General features: G+C 76.0%; 18 protein-coding genes. 8 read left to right on the top strand and 10 right to left on the bottom strand.

Annotated features, from left to right (window positions below; genetic code table 11):
• Positions 1–4: 4 nt before the first annotated feature.
• Positions 5–1,480, bottom strand: coding sequence for an L-seryl-tRNA(Sec) selenium transferase (gene selA / locus ACH5A8_RS31175; RefSeq protein ID WP_399007339.1), 1,476 nt, complete (start codon positions 1,478–1,480; stop codon positions 5–7).
• Between the two features lie 330 nt (positions 1,481–1,810).
• Between selA and ACH5A8_RS31180 the strand changes: the two genes are divergently transcribed.
• Positions 1,811–2,521, top strand: a complete 711-nt coding sequence (locus tag ACH5A8_RS31180; protein WP_399007340.1) for a hypothetical protein — start codon at positions 1,811–1,813, stop codon at positions 2,519–2,521.
• Here ACH5A8_RS31180 and ACH5A8_RS31185 read toward each other — a convergent pair.
• Together ACH5A8_RS31185 and ACH5A8_RS31190 are read right to left on the bottom strand one after the other, a co-directional pair.
• On the bottom strand, positions 2,485–3,246 hold the full coding sequence (locus ACH5A8_RS31185; RefSeq protein WP_399007341.1) for a hypothetical protein: 762 nt from the start codon (positions 3,244–3,246) through the stop codon (positions 2,485–2,487). The two genes, ACH5A8_RS31180 and ACH5A8_RS31185, sit on opposite strands and share 37 nt — an antisense overlap.
• Positions 3,247–3,308: 62 nt before the next feature.
• On the bottom strand, positions 3,309–3,866 hold the full coding sequence (locus ACH5A8_RS31190; RefSeq protein WP_399007342.1) for a hypothetical protein: 558 nt from the start codon (positions 3,864–3,866) through the stop codon (positions 3,309–3,311).
• Positions 3,867–4,350: 484 nt separating this feature from the next.
• Here ACH5A8_RS31190 and ACH5A8_RS31195 point away from each other — a divergent pair, with 484 nt between their 5' ends.
• Complete coding sequence (locus tag ACH5A8_RS31195; protein ID WP_399007343.1) at positions 4,351–4,737, top strand: hypothetical protein; 387 nt, start codon at positions 4,351–4,353, stop codon at positions 4,735–4,737.
• A gap of 117 nt (positions 4,738–4,854) precedes the next feature.
• On the opposite strand, the gene ACH5A8_RS31200 is transcribed toward ACH5A8_RS31195, so the two are convergent.
• The 3 genes from ACH5A8_RS31200 to ACH5A8_RS31210 form a co-directional block, all read right to left on the bottom strand.
• Positions 4,855–5,268, bottom strand: coding sequence for an SRPBCC family protein (locus ACH5A8_RS31200; protein WP_399007344.1), 414 nt, complete (start codon positions 5,266–5,268; stop codon positions 4,855–4,857).
• Positions 5,269–5,343: 75 nt separating this feature from the next.
• A complete protein-coding gene (locus ACH5A8_RS31205) occupies positions 5,344–6,474 on the bottom strand; it encodes an AI-2E family transporter (RefSeq protein ID WP_399007345.1) in 1,131 nt (376 codons plus the stop codon).
• Positions 6,475–6,736: 262 nt separating this feature from the next.
• Entirely contained in the window at positions 6,737–7,489 is a 753-nt protein-coding gene (locus tag ACH5A8_RS31210; RefSeq protein WP_399007346.1) for an SOS response-associated peptidase, read from the bottom strand.
• 1,526 nt (positions 7,490–9,015) lie between these two features.
• Here ACH5A8_RS31210 and ACH5A8_RS31215 point away from each other — a divergent pair.
• On the top strand, positions 9,016–9,987 hold the full coding sequence (locus ACH5A8_RS31215; protein ID WP_399007347.1) for an NlpC/P60 family protein: 972 nt from the start codon (positions 9,016–9,018) through the stop codon (positions 9,985–9,987).
• Positions 9,988–10,054: 67 nt separating this feature from the next.
• On the opposite strand, the gene ACH5A8_RS31220 is transcribed toward ACH5A8_RS31215, so the two are convergent.
• Positions 10,055–10,867, bottom strand: a complete 813-nt coding sequence (locus ACH5A8_RS31220; protein WP_399007348.1) for an SAM-dependent methyltransferase — start codon at positions 10,865–10,867, stop codon at positions 10,055–10,057.
• 233 nt (positions 10,868–11,100) lie between these two features.
• Here ACH5A8_RS31220 and ACH5A8_RS31225 point away from each other — a divergent pair, with 233 nt between their 5' ends.
• Both ACH5A8_RS31225 and ACH5A8_RS31230 read left to right on the top strand, forming a co-directional pair.
• Positions 11,101–12,432, top strand: coding sequence for a PP2C family protein-serine/threonine phosphatase (locus tag ACH5A8_RS31225; RefSeq protein ID WP_399007349.1), 1,332 nt, complete (start codon positions 11,101–11,103; stop codon positions 12,430–12,432).
• A 1,127-nt stretch (positions 12,433–13,559) separates the two neighbouring features.
• Entirely contained in the window at positions 13,560–13,925 is a 366-nt protein-coding gene (locus tag ACH5A8_RS31230; RefSeq protein WP_399007350.1) for an STAS domain-containing protein, read from the top strand.
• Between the two features lie 116 nt (positions 13,926–14,041).
• Here the strand turns inward: ACH5A8_RS31230 and ACH5A8_RS31235 are convergent, their stop codons facing one another.
• Both ACH5A8_RS31235 and ACH5A8_RS31240 read right to left on the bottom strand, forming a co-directional pair.
• Positions 14,042–14,605 carry a hemerythrin domain-containing protein gene (locus ACH5A8_RS31235; RefSeq protein ID WP_399007351.1) on the bottom strand — a complete coding sequence of 188 codons (564 nt, stop codon included), beginning with the start codon at positions 14,603–14,605 and terminating at the stop codon, positions 14,042–14,044.
• Positions 14,606–14,738: 133 nt separating this feature from the next.
• Positions 14,739–16,049 carry a cytochrome P450 gene (locus ACH5A8_RS31240; protein ID WP_399007352.1) on the bottom strand — a complete coding sequence of 437 codons (1,311 nt, stop codon included), beginning with the start codon at positions 16,047–16,049 and terminating at the stop codon, positions 14,739–14,741.
• 258 nt (positions 16,050–16,307) lie between these two features.
• Between ACH5A8_RS31240 and ACH5A8_RS31245 the strand changes: the two genes are divergently transcribed.
• Together ACH5A8_RS31245 and ACH5A8_RS31250 are read left to right on the top strand one after the other, a co-directional pair.
• Entirely contained in the window at positions 16,308–16,841 is a 534-nt protein-coding gene (locus tag ACH5A8_RS31245; protein ID WP_399007353.1) for a DoxX family protein, read from the top strand.
• 190 nt (positions 16,842–17,031) lie between these two features.
• Entirely contained in the window at positions 17,032–17,568 is a 537-nt protein-coding gene (locus ACH5A8_RS31250; RefSeq protein ID WP_399007354.1) for a hypothetical protein, read from the top strand.
• Between the two features lie 285 nt (positions 17,569–17,853).
• On the opposite strand, the gene ACH5A8_RS31255 is transcribed toward ACH5A8_RS31250, so the two are convergent.
• A complete protein-coding gene (locus ACH5A8_RS31255) occupies positions 17,854–18,111 on the bottom strand; it encodes a hypothetical protein (RefSeq protein WP_399007355.1) in 258 nt (85 codons plus the stop codon).
• Between ACH5A8_RS31255 and ACH5A8_RS31260 the strand changes: the two genes are divergently transcribed.
• Positions 18,101–18,793, top strand: a complete 693-nt coding sequence (locus ACH5A8_RS31260; protein ID WP_399007356.1) for a hypothetical protein — start codon at positions 18,101–18,103, stop codon at positions 18,791–18,793. The two genes, ACH5A8_RS31255 and ACH5A8_RS31260, sit on opposite strands and share 11 nt — an antisense overlap.
• Positions 18,794–18,915: the final 122 nt, after the last annotated feature.

An 18,915-nucleotide genomic window follows, 5' to 3' on the forward strand; every position in this document is an offset into this window, starting at 1 on the left:
CCGCTCACCTCGGCCCACCCTCCGCCGCCCGTACGGCCCCGGCGAGCCGTTCGTCGTCCTCGGCCGGCACCGCGCGCAGGTCCAGCAGGCACCGCCCGGCCTCCAGGCGCCCCACCACGGGAACCTCTCCGGTGCGCAGCGCGACGGCGTAGGGCTCCGGCAGGGAGAGCGCGGCGCTGGGCAGGGTCACCCCGGGCGCTCCGCCGCCGCCGACCGTGGCGGCGCTGGGGACGGACCGTGCGTCGATTCCGGCGGTGCTCAGCGCGGCGGCGAGGCGTTCGGCGCGGCGCGTGAGGTCGCGCGGGTCGGCGGTCAGGGCCTCGGCGGTCGGAGTGGCGGGGCCGGTGAGGGTGGCCTCCAGGGCGGCCAGGGTGAGCTTGTCCACCCGCAGTGCCCGGGCCAGCGGGTGGCGGGCCAGGGCGCGCACGAGGTCCCCGTCGCCCAGGAGCAGTCCGCACTGGGGTCCGCCGAGGAGCTTGTCGCCGCTCGCGGTCACCAGCGACGCGCCCGCCCGCAGTTCGGTCGCGGCGTCGGGCTCGTCGGGCAGCAGGGGGTGCGGGGCGAGCAGTCCGGAACCGATGTCGACGACCAACGGCACGCCCAGTGAGGCCAGTTCCGCCGTCGCGGGGGCGCGGGTGAAGCCGGTGACGCGGAAGTTGGAGGGGTGCACCTTCAGGACGAAACCGGTGTCGGGGCCGACGGCGTCGGCGTAGTCCGCGGCGCTCGTACGGTTGGTGGTGCCGACCTCGCGGAGCCGGGCGCCGGTGGACACCAGCAGGTCGGGCAGCCGGAAGCCGTCGCCGATCTCCACCATCTCGCCCCGGCTGATGACGATCTCGCGGCCGCCGGCGAGCGCGGTGGCGGCCAGGACGAGGGCGGCGGCGCCGTTGTTGACGACGTGCGCCGCGGCGGCGGACGGCACCCTGGCGCGCAGCGCGTCCAGGGCGCTGCGGCCGCGGCGGGCCCGGGCGCCGGTCGGGAGGTCCAGTTCTACGTCGGTCGGCCCGGCGGCGTCCTGTACCGCCTGCCGGGCCGCCGCGGACAGGGGCGCCCGGCCGAGGTTGGTGTGCAGCAGGACGCCGGTGGCGTTGATCACCGGCCGCAGTCCGCCCGCCGTGCGCGGCAGCAGCGCCACCGCCTCGTCGGCCACCCGTTCGGGGTCGAGCACTCCGTGACGGGCCCGTTCCTGGGCCTGCCGGACGGCGGCCTTGACCGGGCCGGGCCCGAGCCGTCCGACCGCCGCTGCCAGGCGCGGATCCCGCAGGACGGCGTCGGTGCGGGGGACGCGCCGACGGGCGTCGGGTGCGGGCGGGGCGGGCACCGGGGTACGGGCGTCACCGCCGGTCACGGTCGGGCCGGCGAGGGCGGAGGGGCCGGCGACCGTGGACGGGCCGCCGGACGCGGACCGGCCGTCGGCCGCGGCGGGGCCGCCGGTCAGGGACGGGGCGTCGGACGCGGGCCCGGGACCCGGTCCGGTCATGTCTCCGGTTTCCGCCGTGCCGCCCGCTGCGGGCGCCCCTGTGCCGGGCCTCCCCCCGGTCGTCCGGCCCGCGACCCGCTGGTCCACGCAGTTCCTCCGTTCCGCGCCCCGCGCCGTGGCCGCCGGGCACCGCCCCATGGTCGTCTCGCGGCGCCCGCGGCCGTCCGCACGACACGCCGGTACCCCGGCGGCGCCGCCCGATGCCTGCCATGTGACACACCCGCCGTTTCGCGGCGGCGGGGCCGGGAACCCGCGCGGGTGCCGTCCGGCGCGCCGTCAGTCCGGTCCGGGGGCGGCGACCGTGACCGACGGAACGGAAGAGGTGCCGGGGTGGACAGTGACCGCCGGCCGCCGGGACCGTCCGGCGCGGCCCGCCGGACTCGTACGCGCTGGGTCTTCGACGGCTTCATCGCGGGCATCGGCACCGCGTCCGGTACGCGGCTGGTGCTGGGCCACTGGACGGACTCGCCGTTCGGGCCGGTCAGCGACGTGATGCTGGAACACGGCGACGGGCACCGTGTGCTGCTCGCCCCCGATCCACGCACGGCCGACTTCATCGCCGGCACCTACTGCTTCGACGAGGTGCGGGTCGAGCCGGTCGTGGTGCGGTCCGACGCGAACTGCTGGACCGTCACCTCGTATTCACTGAGCCTGCGCTTCGCCACCGGCCGGCGCGGGCCGCTCGGCCTCCTGTTGCGGGCCGTCCCCGCGGCTCTCGCGGTACGTCCGCTCTGGATCGCGGCGGTGGACCGGCCGGCCCGCGCGCTGCGTGGCGTGCGTACCCGCGGCACGGCGGGCGGCGGCCGTCACGAGTGGTACGGCGCACGGGATCTGCGCCCGGTCGTCTCCGCGACGGCCGCCTACGAGGGCGTCGACCTCGGCCCGCCGGCCCCGGTCGCGCCCCCGGTGCGCTTCGGCTTCGGTTCCACCCCGCGCACCCCCTGCCTCGTCCGGGTCACCACCACGGTGGAGGGCCCGAGGACGGCGGGGGCGGCGGGCGGCGGTCAGTTGCTGAGCAGGCGGTTGAAGAAGGACCGGTAGCGGCGCAGCGCCATGCGCAGGTCCTCGGTGTCCGCCCGCTCGCCCTGGCTCCACTGGCCTTCCAGGGTCTGCTTGTGCTGGGCGAAGGTGGCGGCCAGCGTGCGTATGACGTCGGCGACCAGGGTGTCGGCACTGTGCACGGCCTCGCGCGGGTCGTCCACGAACTTGCTCTGGGTCTCCCGCCAGCGGTCACGGAAGCGCTGCTCGTCGTCCGCGTCCAGCAGGCGGGGGGTCTCCTCGTCGGCGTCCGCCGTGCCCCTGGCGTCCCGCGTGCCCGCCGTGCCGGTGGTCCGTCCCGCCTCGGTGACGTCCGCGCCGGTGCCGCGTCCGGTGTCTGTGACGTCCGCGCTGGTCGCGCGTCCCGTACCGGTGACGCCCGCGGGACCCGTGACGTCCCGTGTGCCGGTGACGTCCCGTGTGCCGGTGACGTCCCGTGTGCCGGCGGCGGTCTCCGCGGTGCGTGACGGGTCGGCCGTGCCGGTGGCGCCCGCCGTCCGCGCGGTGTCCGCCGGTGCGGACGGCGGCGCCGCGGTGGTCGCGGACCGTTCCGCCGGGGGCCGGGCCGTCGTCGGCCCGCCGGTGCTCTCGCCCGGGTAGACGGGCACCTCGGGGCCGGCCGCTCCCGGTTCCCGGGCGTCGCGGCCCGGGCCGCTGGGCGGCTGGTGTGCGAGGTCTTCCGGGGTCAGGTCGCCGGCGAAGCGGCTCGGTTCCTTCTTGCTGTGCATGGCGTTCCTCCCTGCCGGGACGGCGACGTCGCCGGCGAGTGCGGCGGGACGGCGGGCCGGTGTCAGGACGGTGCGTGCTGGGGCCTGCCGCCGTCGGAGATCAGTTCGTCGAAGATCGTGCGGTAGTGCACCATCGCGCCGCGGAGCTGTTCCGTCGTGGCCTTGCTGCGGGTGGTGAGCGACTCGATCTCGTGCGCGGCGCGGTAGTGCTCGAGGGTGCTGCCGTGCTCGACGGAGAGGTCCGCGGCCTGCTGCTCGAACCCGTCGGTCGGGTAGCCCCGCTCGTGCATCAGCGAGGTCACCAGCCGGTCCGCGTCGTGCACCGCCTCCTCGGGGCGGTCCACGAACTCCTCCTGGACGCTGCTCCACTCGTGTGTGTAGCGGTCCCGGGAGGCGGCGGGCAGCGGTTTGATGTCCAGCGCGTCGTGCCGCTTTTCGCGGTCCCTGAGCTCGCGCTCGGCGGCCCTCCGGTTCCCGGCGTCCGCGACCGTCCGTTCGTACTCGGGCCCGAAGCGCTCACGCAGACGGCGACGACGCATCAGCAGTGACACCCCGACCGCCACCAGGGCGAGTACGACGACGACTGGGATGATGATCGCGAGAAGTGTTCCCGTGGACATGTGACACACCCCCTTGGGCACTGCTTCGCCTGCCCGTCGCGGGCCGCTTCATGCGCCTCGACGCCTTCCGGCCCGTGCGTGTCCGCGTCGTTCGTTCCGGCCGTCTCGGCGCTCCGTCCCAAGAGGCCGCGGACCGCCGCGGGGGACTTTCCCGGCCGCGTCCTCACCCTGCGATTCCCTGCCGCGGAAATTGTGTTGCCCCGGGCGACCGCTCAAGATGCCGACCGGCGAAGCGGCGACTAGCGTCTACCAGTGGAAGCCGCAACCGGGGCACGCCCCGTCCGGCGAGGTCTCCACCGAGGGGCCCGTAGCCGCAGCGCCGATCCGTGGAACCGTACGCGGGTGGCGTGGACGGTGTCGGAGACCGGGACGTGTTCCCCACCCACAGCGGCCCAGACCGCGCCGCACAATCCGATCCGGCGAGCGCGGCCATCATTCTCGCGCCGATCCTGTCGCGCGAGACGATGGAAAGAAAGGTATACCCATGCGAGCACAGCGCGTTAGGCGTCTCTTCGCCGTGTCCGCGGCCGGCATCGTGATGGCCGGCGGCGCCGCGATCGGCGCAGCGGGGACCGCATCGGCCCATGAGTCGGGTTTCGACTCCAACCACCACTCCGGCTACAGCCGTGACTGCGACCGCGGCTGGTGGGACGACTGCGGCTACGGAGGCTACGGCGACCACGGCGGACGTGGAGACCACGGCGGCTTCGGCGGCTACGGCGGCTACGGCGACCACGGCGGCTTCGGCGGCTACGGCGGCCACGGCGGCGGCTTCGGCGGCGGCCACGGTGGCGGCGGCTTCGGCGGCGGCCACGGCGGTGGCGGCCACGGCGGCGGCGGCCATGGCGGAGGAGGCCATGGAGGTCGCTGAGGCCCCTGACCAGACTCACTGAATCCACGGCGTGCGGCCCGGTCACCGGTCCGCACGCCGTGACGTGCGCGTCCGCTGGCCTCGCGCGGCTCGCGCCCGGTGCGCGGGCGGAGCCGGTCAGCCGGCCGCGTTGTCCACGCGGATGCGCACCTCTTCCTCCAGTCGGCGCAGGCTGCTGTCGAGGGCGTCGCACGCGGCCCGCTCGCCCGGGTCGTGGCTGTCGTCGAAGAACGACAGGTGGACGGTGACCTCGCTGGCGCCGGTGCCGATGCCCGCGACCTGGAGCCAGCCGGCGTAGCCGCCCTGCTCGCGGGTGCCCCACTCGATCCGCATCTGGTCGCGCTCGGCGCGCATCAGGGCGGAGGTGTCCTGGCCGGTGTCGTCCTCGTGGACGGTCACGGCGGGCGGCTCCTCGGCGCGCACGTGCAGGGCGTCCGGCAGCCAGGCGTCCATCCTGCCGACGTCCGCGGCCTGGTCGAAGACCTGCTCGGGCTGGGCGGGCATCGTGCGTGAGCGTTCGTACTCGGACATGGCGGCACCGTTCCTCACACTCGGGGTCGTATCAGGAACGCGTGCCCCATCTTCCTCCGCCGAAAAGCCCCCGTGTCACCGCGGACCGGAGCGCAGGGCGCTCAGCACGGCCCAGGCGACCGAGACGAACGGGACCGCCACGACTGCGCCGATCACGCCGGCGACGATGCTGCCGGCGATGACCGAGACGGCCACGACCAGCGGGTGCAGACGGACCGCCCAGCTCATCACCAAGGGGTGCAGTACGTGGCCTTCGAGCTGGCCGATCACGACGATGAGGACGATCACGGCCAGCGCCGTGAGCGGGCCGCGTCCGGCGAGGGCGACCACCGTGGCCACGGCGAGCGCGACCGGCGACCCGACCAGCGGCACGAAGGCGGCGAAGAACTCCAGCAGGGTCAGCGGCAGTGCGAGCGGCACCCGCAGCAGGGACAGGGCCACGCCGACGAGCACCGCGTTGGTCGCGGCCACGATGATGATGCCGCGCGTGTACCCGGAGAACGCGTGCCAGGCGGCGGCGCCGGCCCGGTCCCAGCCCGGCCGGGCGCCGGCGGGCAGGAACTGGTCGCGCGTCCAGTGCCAGAGCCGCTCGCCGGAGTGGAGGAAGAAGACCGAGGAGAAGAGCGCGAGCACCCCGGCGGTGACCAGTTCGACGAGCCGGCCGACGCCGCTGAGGGCGCTGTCGACGAGGTCGGCCCGATGTGCGGAGAGGTACACCAGGATCTGGTTCTGCAGATGGGAGAGCCTGCCGGGGCTGATCCGGAACGGCGGACGTTCGAGCCACTGTTCGATGCGGTGGACTCCGCCTCGCAGCTCGTTCGCGAGTTGCGCGGACTCCCCCGCCACCGCGTCGCCGACAAGGGCGAGCAGCGCCATCAGGAACAGCAGACTGCCCACCAGCGCGACGGCGACGCACAGCGGCCTGGGCAGGAACCGGTTCAGCAGGTCGGCGAGGGGCCGCAGGACCGAGGTGATCACCAGGGCGATGAACAGGGCGACGGCGATGAGCTGGAAACGGCCCAGGACCGTGAAGACGCCGTAGACGGCGATGCCGACGAGGACGAGTCGCCAGGCGTAGGCGGCGGCCACGCGCAGCCATGGCACGGTGCGCTCGGCGAGCGGGTGTTCGGCGGCCGGGGCCGCCGGGAGGAAGCGGGCGCGCGAGGGGAGGGAGGAGGAGTGCGCCGGCCGGCTGCCCAGCACCACGCCGCCCGTCCGGCGCCCGCGCCCCCGTCCGGCCGCCGGGCCGCCCGCATCCGCCACCGTGCCTCCCGTTGCCGACCGCCGGTCACCCCGTAAGCACGGTACGGGCCGGGCGCGCGCGGCCCGGGTGCAACGCGCCCGGTCAGGGGGCATCCGTGGGCCGCGGCTGCCCGTCCGGCGCATGGCCCCGACCGGGACCCGGCGGTCTTCGGGAGCCGGCGGCCGCCGAAGGCCCGCCGGCCCGGTCCCGTGGGCGCGCGGGCCGTCAGGGCGCCGGTTCCTCCGGCTCCTCCAGCAGCTGCGGGCCGTTGTGGTGGACGTCGTTGACCGCCGGGGAGACGGGGCGCGCGGCCAGTCGGCCCTCGGCCGGGGGGCTCAGCAGCCGTCGCAGCTCACCGGGGTCCCGGCGGCGGGGGTCGAGCCAGCTGTCGTAGTGCTCCGGGCCGAGGGCGAGGGGCATGCGGGGGTGGACCCGGCCGGCCGCGTCGGTGGCGTCCGTGGTGATGACGGTGCAGGTGCTCAGCCAGGCGTCGGGGTCGTCGTCACGCAGGACCGCCGGGTCGCGCCAGTACTCGTACAGCCCGGCGAGCGCCATGATGCCGCCGTCCTCGGGGTGGACGTAGTACGGCTGCTTGCGCGTTCTGCCGGCGCCCTCGGCCTTGACCCGCTGCCACTCGTAGAACCCGTCGGCGGGCAGCAGGCAGCGGCGTCTGGCGAAGGCCCGGCGGAAGGCCGGCTTCTCGTGCACGGTCTCCACCCGGGCGTTGATCATCCGGGCGCCGATCTTCACGTCCTTCGCCCAGGGCGGTACGAGCCCCCAGCGCAGCGGCCGCAGTTCGCGGCGTACCGCGCCCGGGCCCCGCTCCTCGCGCGGGGCGCGCTCCAGTACGGCCCACACCTCGTCGGTCGGAGCGACGTTCCAGCTCGGCGCCGGCGCCTCCCGCCCGTGGCACTCGACCGCGCCGAAGTGCCGGGCCAGGTCCTCGGGGCTGCGGGTGGAGACGTAACGGCCGCACATGGGGTCAGGGTGCCACGGCCCGGCGGCCCGTCGCGCGAGGGCGGCGCGCGTCGTGACCTTTCCCGAGAGGGGACCGACGGCCCCGGGCGACGGCGGGCGCAGGAGGCCCCGACGCAGGGCGCGGCCCTCGGCCGGGCGCGGGGCCGACCGGACGCGGCACGCCCGTACGAGTCGGGCGCGGGCGGACGCGACGTCGGTCCGGACGGCCCCGCAGCGTGCCGCCGGAGGCGTGAGCACGCTCCGTCCGGCACCCGAGCCCGCCGCGCCCGAGGCGATACCGTCCCCGGCACGCCCGGCACGCCCGGCACGCCCGGCACGCCCGCCCCGGCGCGGCCGGAGCGGGACCGGCGTCACGGTGGCTGCCGCTCCGAGCGGTCCTGCCCGCCGCGGCGGCACGGGCCGGGCCGTATCGGACATTCCTCACCCGAACCTTCACGCGGGGCACACATGTTCGCTAGGTTGACGTCCAGGCCGCACGATCGCCTCCGGCGAATCGCGTCGGGTCGTGCGCCCTCCGCCCAATCCGGTCCGCGGGGCACGTCCTCCGGGCGCCGTCCGCCCGAACCCGACAGCCGACCCGTGGGTCGGCCGCGCAGGCGGCCGATGGAAGGAGCACGTCTTCCTTGGCGCCGGAACGACCCCCACGCCCGCAGGACACCGGCCTCCCGGGCCCGCGCGGCTCCGCCCGTCCGGCGGCCGCCGGCGCCGACGGCCCCAGCCGCGCCGAGGTGCAGCGGCGGATCAGCAGTCTCTACGACCGGGCCGAGACCGCGACGGGGAACTACAACGCGACCCGCGCGATGAGCGGGGCGGGGCGAGCCGCCCGGTCCGGCTCGGCCTCGGGCGACGCCGCCGGGCGGTCCGATCCGGCGCTGGACGCCATGGCCAGGCAGTGGTTCGAGGCGGCCCGCGCCCGCCTGGGGCCGTCCGTACCGGCGGCCCTGCCGGCCGATCGTCTGCCGCGACCGGCCGACGCGGGCGCGGCTCGGCCGGTGAGGGACGCGGCTCGGCCGGTGAGGGGTGGGGGTGCGGGTGACACGCCGGCGCCGGACGCCCCGGGGGCCCGCGACGCGCTGGGCGCCATGGCCGTGCTCGGCCGTCGGGACGCGGCACAGGCCCTGCCGGAGCCGCCCGCCGGCCCGACCGCCGCGCCGCTTCCCGAGTTGACGGCCGGTCCGACGCCCGGCCCGGCGACCGCCGCTGCCCCCGCGTTCCCTGCGGACCCGGTCCGCCCGGAACCGGCCACCGGGCCGTCGGACGGACCCGCGGACGGCGGGCCCGCGACCGGCGGAGCGCCCGTCCGTGGGCGGGGAACGGCCTCCGGGCCGGCATTCGCCTACGGCCCGGAGGGTGACGGCCCGGTCGTCGAGGGGCGGGGAACGAACGGTCCGGCTGCCTACGGATCACCTTCCTACGGATCGCCTTCCTACGGCCCGGGACCGAACGGTCCGGGGTCCGGCGGCCGGCCGGCCCTCGACTCCGCGCTGGAAGGCTCGTCGCCGCTCGATCCGACGAGCGGAGGCCTGGTGACCGCCGGCCCGGGGTACGGCGCCCCGCTGGACTTCGGTCCCGCGTCCGAAGCAACGGCGGCGCCCGATCCGACGCACGCCCGCACGGGGGGCACCGGGCCGTGGAGCAGCGCTCCGCCCGCCTTCGGCCCCGCACTCGAAGGAGGGGCGACGCTCGGCGGAACCGGCGACGGCCCGGTGGCCGCCGGTCCGGTGGCCGGCGCCTCTTCGAACTTCGGCCCCGCGCTCGACGAACCGCCGGCACTCGGCCGGACGTACGACGGCCCGGTGAGCGCCGGCCCCTCCAGCGGCGCGCTGCCGGTCATCGGTCCGGCGTCCGACGGCCCGACGGGCCCGGGCCCTGGCCCGGGAGTGGCCGGTGGGACGCCCACCGGCGCGGTGGCGCGGCCCGGGCAGCCGGTGTCGGGGAACGCCAAGGAACGTTCGCGGCGGAAGCTGTACCAGGCGCGTGACCTGCTGTCCCGGCACGCCACGCCGCACACACCGCCACCGGACAGCTTCCGCGCCCTGCCGCCGCGCGAGTTCCGGCTCCCGGCCGGCGGGGAGCCGGAGGCCGCCGTCGCCGTCGGCGGCGAAGCCGCCGTGGCCGCCGCCCCGGGCACCGGGTACGGGACGAAGGCCGTGCAGGCGCTCGGCTTCGCCCGCGCGCAGATCGGCAAGCCGTGCGTGTGGGGGGCCGGCGGACCGGGTTCGTACGACTGCTCGGGCCTCACCCTGGCCGCCTGGCGGGTCGCCGGGGTGGCCCTGCCGCGCACCGCGCACGAGCAGGCCGGCTGCGGCGCGGCGGTTCCGCTCGCCGAACTGGAGCCCGGGGACCTGGTGTTCTTCCACGCCGACGCCGGCCATGTCGGGCTCTACGCGGGCAACGGCACGATGGTGCACGCGCCGGGCCCGGGAGCGGCGGTGTGCGAGGAGTCGGTCTTCTTCGCCGGCGCCCAGGCCATCCACAGCGCGCGACGGCCCGGCTGAGGACCACGGTCACCGGAGCCGGGAGGGACGGAAGGCGGGCCCGGGAGCCGGCGCCTTCCGTCTCCGTTCAAGCGCTCTTGCGGCCGACGCCCGCGTACACCCAGTACTGGGACGGGTTCTCCGGGACCTCCTCGGTCCGGTCGGGGCGCCACAACGGGACGTGGACCAGGCCGGGTTCGACCAGGTCGAATCCGTCGAACAAGGCTTCGATCCCGTCGCGGGGGCGGGCGGTGACCGGGGAGGTGGCGCGGTCGCGGTACAGCTGCCCGACGGCGGCGGCCGTGTCCGGCCGGTCCTCGTCCGTGGCATGGGTCAGGGCCAGCCAGCTGTCGGCGGGCAGCGCCTCGCGGAAGGCGCCCACGATGCCGGCCGGGTCCTCCTCCTGGGTGACGAAGTGCAGAATCGTGATCATCAGGACGGCGACCGGCTGCCGGAAGTCGATCAGGTGCCGCAGGCGCGGCGCGGAGAGTATGCGGGCGGGGTCGCGTATGTCACCGGCGACGATCGTCGCGTCCGGATTGTCGGCGAGCAGCGCCTCGCTGTGCGCGACGGCCACCGGGTCGTTGTCGACGTACACCACCCGGGCGCCGGGGCAGGCGGCCTGGGCGACCTCGTGGACGTTGCCCTGGGTCGGGATGCCGGAGCCGAGGTCGATGAACTGACGTACGCCCGCCTCGACCAGGAAGCGCACCGCGCGCCCGAGGAAGGCGCGGTTGGCGCGGGCCAGGGTGCGCACCTGCGGGTCGATCGCCGTGAAGGCCGCCACCGCCTCCCGGTCTATCGCGAAGTTGTGCTCTCCGCCCAGCATGGCGTCGTACATGCGGGCCACACTCGCCTTGCCCGGATCCACACCCCGCGGCAGACCGACCCCGTCCGGCATGACAACTCCCCCAGAACTCCGGCGACCTTGACTGTGACTGGGCATCATATAGTTGCCCCTGGCACACGCCACCGCCTCTCCCGAACGCCCCGACCTCCCCCCTCCGCGCCCCCCTCTCCGCCGCTACCGGCCCCACCCGGAAGGCAACGACCCTGCGGAACACAGAACGCGGTGAGCCGAGCGAGCCGCCCGCCCCGCGCGCCACCGACGCGCCGTCGGACGCCGTCCGTCTCATGGCGCCGCCGCTCCGCGGCCGCGGGCACTTCTCCCCCGCGGCCGACGCCATCGGCTCCGAGCTGGATCTGGAGCTGACCGGCCGTCATGTCGCGCACGCGCTGGCGCCGGCCTTCTGCGACGCCGCATCGGTGTACCTGCTGCAGCGCTGGCTCCTGGAGGAACAGGCGCACAGGGCGGCCGATCCGCCGCAGATCGAGGCGCGCCGGCTCGCCCTGCGCATAGGGTCGGACGCCGCCGAGGACTGGGAGCCCCTGCTGCCGGTCGGCGAGGTCCTGGTCTTCCCGCGCGAGACGCCCTACGCGCGGGCCCTGGCGACCGGGCAGACCCAGCTCCTGGACCGCATGGACGGACACACCTTCGAACGGCTGCGCAGGAGCGGTCCGGAGGACAGCGGGGTGAACGCCCTGCTGCGCAGCGCGTCGTTCCTGATCGTCCCGCTGCGGCTGCGCGGCACCGCCGTCGGTTTCGTCGCCTGCACGCGCGGCCCGGACAAGGAACCCTTCACGCGCCGCGAGGCCCTGGCGGTGGAGTCGCTCGGCGCCCGGGCCTGCGTCGCCCTCGACAACGCGCGGCGCTACGAACGCGAGCGCCGCACGGCGCTGGCCATCCGCCGCAGCCTGCTGCCCGAGACCGGTCAGACGTTCGAGGGCTGCCGGGTCGCCCACGGCTACCGGCCCGCCGGGCAGGACAACGTCATCGGCGGCGACTGGTACGACGTGCTGCCCCGGCCGGGCCGCCGCCTCGGGATGATCGTCGGCGACGCGATGGGGCACGGGCCGGAGTCGGCCGTCGCGATGATCCAGCTGCGCACCGCGGTACGCACCCTGGCGACGCTGGAGACCGGCCCGGCCGAGCTGATGCGGCGACTGGACGCCGTCGCCGGCGACACCCCGGGCGCCTCGTTCGCCACCTGCATGTACGCGGAGTGGGACGCGGAATCGCGCACCTGCACCTTCGTCGGGGCGGGCCACCCGCCGCCGCTGGTCCGCGGGCCCGGCGGCCCGGCGGTGCCGGTCGTCCTCGCCACCGCCGGTCTGCCCCTCGGGCTGGGCCCGGGCCGCTACGAGCCGACCGTGCTGCACCTGTCCGAGCCGACGCTCGTCCTGCTCTACAGCGACGGCCTGGTCGAATCCCGCGCCAGTGACATCGATCAGGGCATCGGCCGGCTGTCCCTCGCCCTGGACGCCGGCGCCGACGATCTGCCGGACCCCGGGCGGCCGGACGCCCTGTCGTCGCTGTGTCGGCGACTGCTGAGCGAGTGCGGGCCGGACGACGTCCGTGACGACCGGACGCTGCTGCTGGCCGAACTGACACCCGGGAAGAACTGAGAAAAGGGCCGCGCCGGAGGGCGCGGGGGGGCCGGCCGGTGGACGCCGCGAGCGCGGGGGGCGCCGGTCCGTGGGCACCGCGGGTCGCTCGTTCGCGGTCCGCGTGCCCCCGGCTCAGCCGTCCCCGTCGCCCTGTCCGACGCGGTGCGGTGGGCCGCGCCGCGGTCTGTTCGTCGCATGAGCGGCAGCGTCCGTTCGGGCGGTGTCCTCACCTGATGCGGTGAGGGGCGGGGCACCAGGCGTACGGAGGGGGCGCAGTCGCCGTTGCTCCGGCATGGACAGCACTTCTCGGGCCGTACCACCGTCCTCGTCCGGGCGTCCGCGCGGGGACCGGCCCTTCGGGACGCCGGTCGGCGGGCACCCGAACCCGTCAGCGGCCCCGGACACCGGCTCGCCCCCGCCGCCCGCCCCGGCGGGGACGGATCCCGGCGCGCCGCTGCTGCGGCCGTGGGGCGCGGGGACGGGCGAGTTCCCGCCGCCGGCCGGGACGGCGCGGACGGCGGGTCCCGTCCCGGCGGTGCCGGTGCCCCGAGGGATCTCCGTCCCGTGAGGCCGGTCGCGGTGATCGCCGGGCCGGGCGCGCGGTCGTGGCCGTCGCGGGCCGCCCGGGGGCCGGGGGTGTCGGCCTCGCGGTGGCGGACGCGGTCCTGGCCGCCCCGGCGGCTGCCGGGCGCGGCGAAGGCGGGGCCGGGGGCGGGGCCGAGCGGGGACGCTCGTGCGCGATCCCGGGGCGCGGGGGCGCCTGCCTGGCTGGAGCGCGCGTACCTGGTCGTGCTGTCCGTGGCGGTGCTCACCGCGGTGGCCGCGCTCGTGGCGGCGGTGACGGTGAGGCCGGGCTGAGCGGCGAGTCGGCGTCCCACCGCGCCGTCACCCCGCCGCACCCGGTGCCCCGCCGTGTCAGCCTGCCGCCACAGTGATCTCCCGCCGGGCCGCTGCCCCGCCTCAGCGGGGTCCCGCCGGGGCCGGTGAGCCGCCTGGCGGCCGATGTGCCACCCACCCGACCGGCGTCCCGCCCACCCACCGGACCGAGTGCTTCTGCTTCCGCCGTCCCCGTCCTCACGAACCCCTGCCATCATGGGCACCGGTCCACTGGCCCTGGCCAGGTGTTCACGAGAAGTGAGGGAAGAGTGGCGGAGACCGAGGGAGCGGCGGTGCCCGACCGGCTGCTGATCACCCGTACGACGGCCGAGGACGGCACCCGCGTCGTGACGCTCGTGGGCGAGGCCGACCTCGACAGCAGCACGCGGCTGCGCGACACCCTGCTTACCTGCCTGGCGTCCGCGCCCGCAACGGTGGCCGATCTCAGCGGGCTGACGTTCATGGACTCCAGCGGCATCAACGCCCTCATCTCCGCCCATCAGGCGGCGCAGGCGGCCGGGGCGCGGCTGTCTCTGGCGGCGCCCCGGGAGGCGGTCCTGAGGGTGCTGCAGCTCGTCGGCGTCGACACCCTCATCCCCTGCTACCCCAGCGTGGAGGCGGCGCTCACAGCCTGAGGGCAGGCTGTCGGCGAGGGCGTGCGCACGCTCGCGCGGGGCCGCCGGACCGTGAGGTCACGGCGGCACCGCGCACCGTCACCGGCGCCCTGCCCGCCGGCCGGAGGCGTCGCCCGTCAGTCGGTCTTCCCGCGGCCCGACAGCGCGTCCCTGATCCGGTCGACCATTCCGGCGCCGGGAGCCAGCAGCTTGTTCGCGGGCGGGGTGTCCGGGGCGGAGGGGTGCGGCCGCGTCGGCGCCGTCTTCTTCGCCGTGCGCACCTTCTCGCCGAGCTTCTCCAGTTCCTCCGGGCTCGCGGCCTGCCGCAGCCGGGGGAAGAGGTTCTCCTCCTCGTCCGTGACGTGCTCACGGATCTCCCGCATCAGCCGCCCCATGAACTCGTCGAACCGGGGGTCGTCGGCCTGACAGCCCTCCAGCTCCTTCATGGTCCGCTCGGCCTCGGAGTGGTCACGGACCTCCCGGTCGGCGATCGCGTCGCCGTCGGGGAGGAAGTGGCGCACCGCCGGGTACAGATACATCTCCTCGGCCACGGAGTGGCGGACCAGTTCGATGGTGGCCTGGTCCGCCAGGTCCTTGCGCCGCTTGTCCCCCACCGGGAGCGCCTCGATCTGCGCGAAGATCTCGTCCACCTCACGGTGGTCGGTGGTCAGTTCGTTGATGACGTCTCCGCCGTGTCCCATGGCAGGGCTCCTCGCTGTTCGTCGTCGTCTGTCACCGGTGGACCGCGGTGCGTCACCGGTGGGCCGCCACCGGGCGGGTTCCCCCGGCGGACCGCGGCACACCGGCCAGTACGGGAAGGGGTGAACCGGGGGTTCAGCGGCCGGGGCTCGTACCCACCGCCGCCGCGGCCGGCCGCCCGCGGTGCTCCGGCGCGCGTACGCCGGTGATCACGAAGCCGCTGCGCGGTCGTGCGGGGACACGGCGCAGCGGGATCCGCAGGTCCTGCTCGGGGACGTCGTACCGGAGGCGGGCCAGGCGGATCGCCAGGGTCTCCAGCAGCCCGAGGGTGACGCCCTCGCCGGGGCAGCGGTGGCCGGAGCGCGGATCGCCGCCGCCCTGCGGGATCAGTTCGTCGCGTTCGGCCGGGTGCTCCAGGAAGCGCTGCGGGCGGAAGGCGTACGGGTCGCCCCAGAGGTCCGTGTCGTGGTTCTGGCCGTAGACGTCCAGGATCACCATCCCGCCCTCGGGCACCGACTGCCCGTGCCAGGACAGGTCCCGGACGGCCAGGCCGCCGAGGAACGGGGCGAACGGGTAGAACCTGCGCACCTCGTGGGCGAACGCGGTGGCGAACTCCGTGTCGCCCTCGCGCAGCCGGTCCCGCAGTTCAGGCCGACGGTGCAGGGCGTGCGCGGCGAAGGCGACGAACCAGCTGACGGCGACCGTCGGGCGGACGATGTTGAGCAGTTCCACGGCGGCCGTCCCGGGCGGCAGCGGCTCGCCCGTGGCGTCCCGGTGCTCGGCGACCCGCTCCAGCAGGGAGCCGGGAGCGGCCGGGGCCCGGCCGGAGCGCGCCTCGCACACCAGACGCGCCAGCCGCTCCTCCTGCCGGCCCCGGGCACGTCGGGCGCGCCAGTGGCGTGGCCCGGGGGTGGCGAAGCCGTCGACCATCGCGATCAGGTCGCGGGCCGCCTCCTCGGTCTCGGCGTCCGCGAGAGGGACGCCGGCCCAGCGGTGCGCGCCGCGGGTGAGCACCACGGCGGCCTCGTCGAACAGGACGGTCCGCGGGCTGCGGGCCCACCCGGCGACGGCCTCGTCCCAGGCCGCGCCGACCTCCTCGACGACGCCGGCGACGCGGTCGGCCTGCAGCAGGGGCAGGAACAGCTTCTTGCGCGCGCGGTGGGCCGTGCCGTCCAGGGTGTGCACCGCGCCGTGGCCGAAGAGCGTGGCCCGCACGGGGCCCGGGATCGCTCCGTGGCGGCGGACGTTGCGCTCGTCGTAGAAGAACCGCACGGCGTCCGGGCCGCGCACGGCGAGGGCGGGCTTGCCCATCAGGCGGGTGCGGACCGCGGGTCCGCCGCTCTCCCGCATGCGGGACGGCAGCCATGCGTAACCGCCGGCGAGCACGGCGAGCGTCTGGTCGGTCAGGGGGTGCGGAGGGCGTGGGGGGCGTCGATCGGCGTCCATGCGGGGGCGAGTGCCCCGGGCCCGGAGGCCGGAACCTGCCGCGCCGGGCCCTGACCCGGCGGGCTCCCGTCGCCTTCCTCGCCGCCGTCGCCGCCGTCGCAGCCGTCGCAGCCGTCGCAGCCGTCGCAGCCGTCGCAGCCGAGGATGCCGACCGTTCGGTGCCGACCGTCCGTGGCCGTTCACCCGTACGGCTCGATTGCATCCGGTCGGCCCGGGAACCCGGCGAACGCCGCACCCCCCTCACATCTGGAGAGGACCATGAGTCTGCTGCGCCTGGCCGGTCGTCCCCTGCTGGCCTCGATGTTCGTCGCCGGAGGCATGAGCTCCGTACGCAGCCCCGAGGCTGTGGCCCCGCTCGCCGAGCCCGTCGTCCGGCCGATCAAGGAGCGGGTGCCGATCCTGCCGGACCGCACCGAGCAGGTCGTGCGGCTGAGTGGCGGCGTCCAGGTCGTCGCCGGTGTCATGCTCGGTCTGGGGCGCATGCCGAGGCTCGCCGCCCTGGCCCTGGCGGCGACCCTGGTGCCCACCACGCTGGCCGGGCACCGCTACTGGGAGGCCGAGGACGCGGGCGACCGCGCCCAGCAGCGCATCCACTTCCTGAAGAACCTCTCCATGCTCGGCGGTCTGCTGATCGCGGCCGACGACACCGGCGCCGCGCCGTCGCTGCTGTGGCGCGGCCGGCACTCGGCCCATGAACTGCAGCGACAGGCCGCCGTCATGAGGCGCTCCGTCCGCGCGACGGCCCGGCCGGCCGCCGTGGCCGGCGGTATCCGGGCCAAGCTGCCCGGCTGACCGACCCGACAGCCCGGGCGACCGGCCGGCCGGGTCGACGGTCGGCCGGCCGGGGAGCCCGCCGACGCGCCCCGCGCCGTCCCGGCGGGCCGCCCGGCGACCGGCGACGGCGTCCGGTCACCTCCAAGGACACCGCGGCGACCGGTGGCGCCCGGCCGTGCGCCACCGACGGAGAAGGACACCCACACCCATGAACGACCAAGGACGCTCGGGCACCCTGGTGCCCGGGTTCGCAGGTCCGAGCGGGCACACCCTGCTCGGCATCTACCTCAACGACCACCTGGCGGGCGCCACCGTGGGGACGGAGCGCTCCCGCCACCTCGCGGCGACCTGCCGGGGCTCGGAGGTCGGCGACGCGATCGCACCGGTGGCCGCCGAGATCGCCGAGGACCGGATGGCCCTGCTCCAGATCATGCGCGGTCTCGACGTGCCGGTACGGCGCTACAAGGTGTACGCCGGGCGGCTGGGCGAGCGGGCCGGACGGCTCAAGAGCAACGGCGCCCTGGTCCGGCGCTCCCCGCTCAGCACCCTGGAGGAACTGGAGCTCCTGCAGCTCGGAGTGCAGGGCAAGGCGTGCGCCTGGGAGGTGCTGCGGGGGCTCGCCGGGCACGACGGGCGCCTCGACGCGACGCGGCTGGACGACCTGCTGGAGCGGGCCCGCGGGCAGCTGCGCACGATCGGCGACCTGCGTCTGCGCCAGGCCGAGCGGACCTTCGGCGCTCCGTGATCCGCCCGGCCGCCGCACAGGGACGCGGGCACGGACACGGACGGCGGGCGGAGCGATGGACCGGACGTGGGCACGGAAAACCCTAAGTGCGTGTGGCCCACAGCTATTGCCCGCTCTTGGTTCCGCAGTCCAGACTGATAAACCTATCGTTATTACGTGGACGTCGAAGAAGCCGTGAGGGCGCGCTCGGCGCGGGCGCCGGGCCCCGGGTACAAGTGGGTGGCCCTGTCCAACACCACGCTCGGGGTGCTGATCGCCACGATGGACGCGTCCATCGTGATCATCTCACTGCCCGCGATCTTCCGGGGCATCGGCCTCGACCCCCTCGCTCCGGGCAACATCGGCTACCTGCTGTGGATGATCCTGGGCTACCTTCTGGTCTCGGCGGTCCTGGTCGTGGTGCTGGGCCGGCTGGGCGACATGTTCGGCCGGGTGCGCATCTACAACCTGGGCTTCCTGGTCTTCGCCTGCGCCTCCGCTGCTCGCCGCAGTCGACTGGCGCGCGGTGTTCTGGCTGAGCGTCCCGATCAGCGTGACCGGCACCGTCCGGTCGTATCTCAGCCTGCGGGAGACCTCGACGGGGCGGCGCGGGCGGATCGACTGGCTGGGCAACGCCCAGAACTCCGGCACCGCCCTGTCCATCGGCGTGTTCTTCTCCCTGATGATCTCGGGGATCGCCGCCTCCCTGCCCGCGGCCCTGGGCTATGGGCTGCGGGCCCACGGGGTCCCGGCCGGCGCCGCCGGGCAGGCCGCCTCGCTGCCGCCGGTGAGCACGCTGTTCGCCACCTTCCTCGGCGACAACCCGATCGAGCACCTGCTCGCCGCCGGCGGGACGCTCGACCACCTGTCCGCGCAGCAGCGGCGGACGCTGACCGGGCACGCCTTCTTCCCGCAGCTGGTCTCCGGCCCCTTCCACCACGGGCTGACCGTCGTCTTCGGCGTCGCCGCGGGCATGGCCCTGATCGCGGCGTCCGCCTCCGCGCTGCGCGGCCGCCACCGGCTGCCCGACGAACCGGACCGCGGCCGCGCCCCGCTGCCCGGGGGCGCCACCGCCGGCGCCCCCTCCGTACCCACGAGCACGCCGCCGGCGAACGCGCCCGCCGGACCGGCGTCTTCCGCAAGGACACCGGCCGCCCAGCGGGCGGTACCCGGGAGGACGCCCCCGCGGGAACCGCCCGGCAGGACGCCGACGGGGCCCCCGCTCGACGAACGGGGGCCCCGGTGAGGCTCTGCCGCCGCGGGGGGGCGGCCCGCGGGGGCCCCCCCGCGGGGGCCCCCCCGCCGTACGACGTGGTAGCGGGCGTGTGGTTGGGGTGGGTGTTTACCTAGGGGAGAGGGGGGGGGCCC

The sequence above is a fragment of the Streptomyces sp. NPDC018610 genome (assembly GCF_044391765.1).
Taxonomy (GTDB): domain Bacteria; phylum Actinomycetota; class Actinomycetes; order Streptomycetales; family Streptomycetaceae; genus Streptomyces.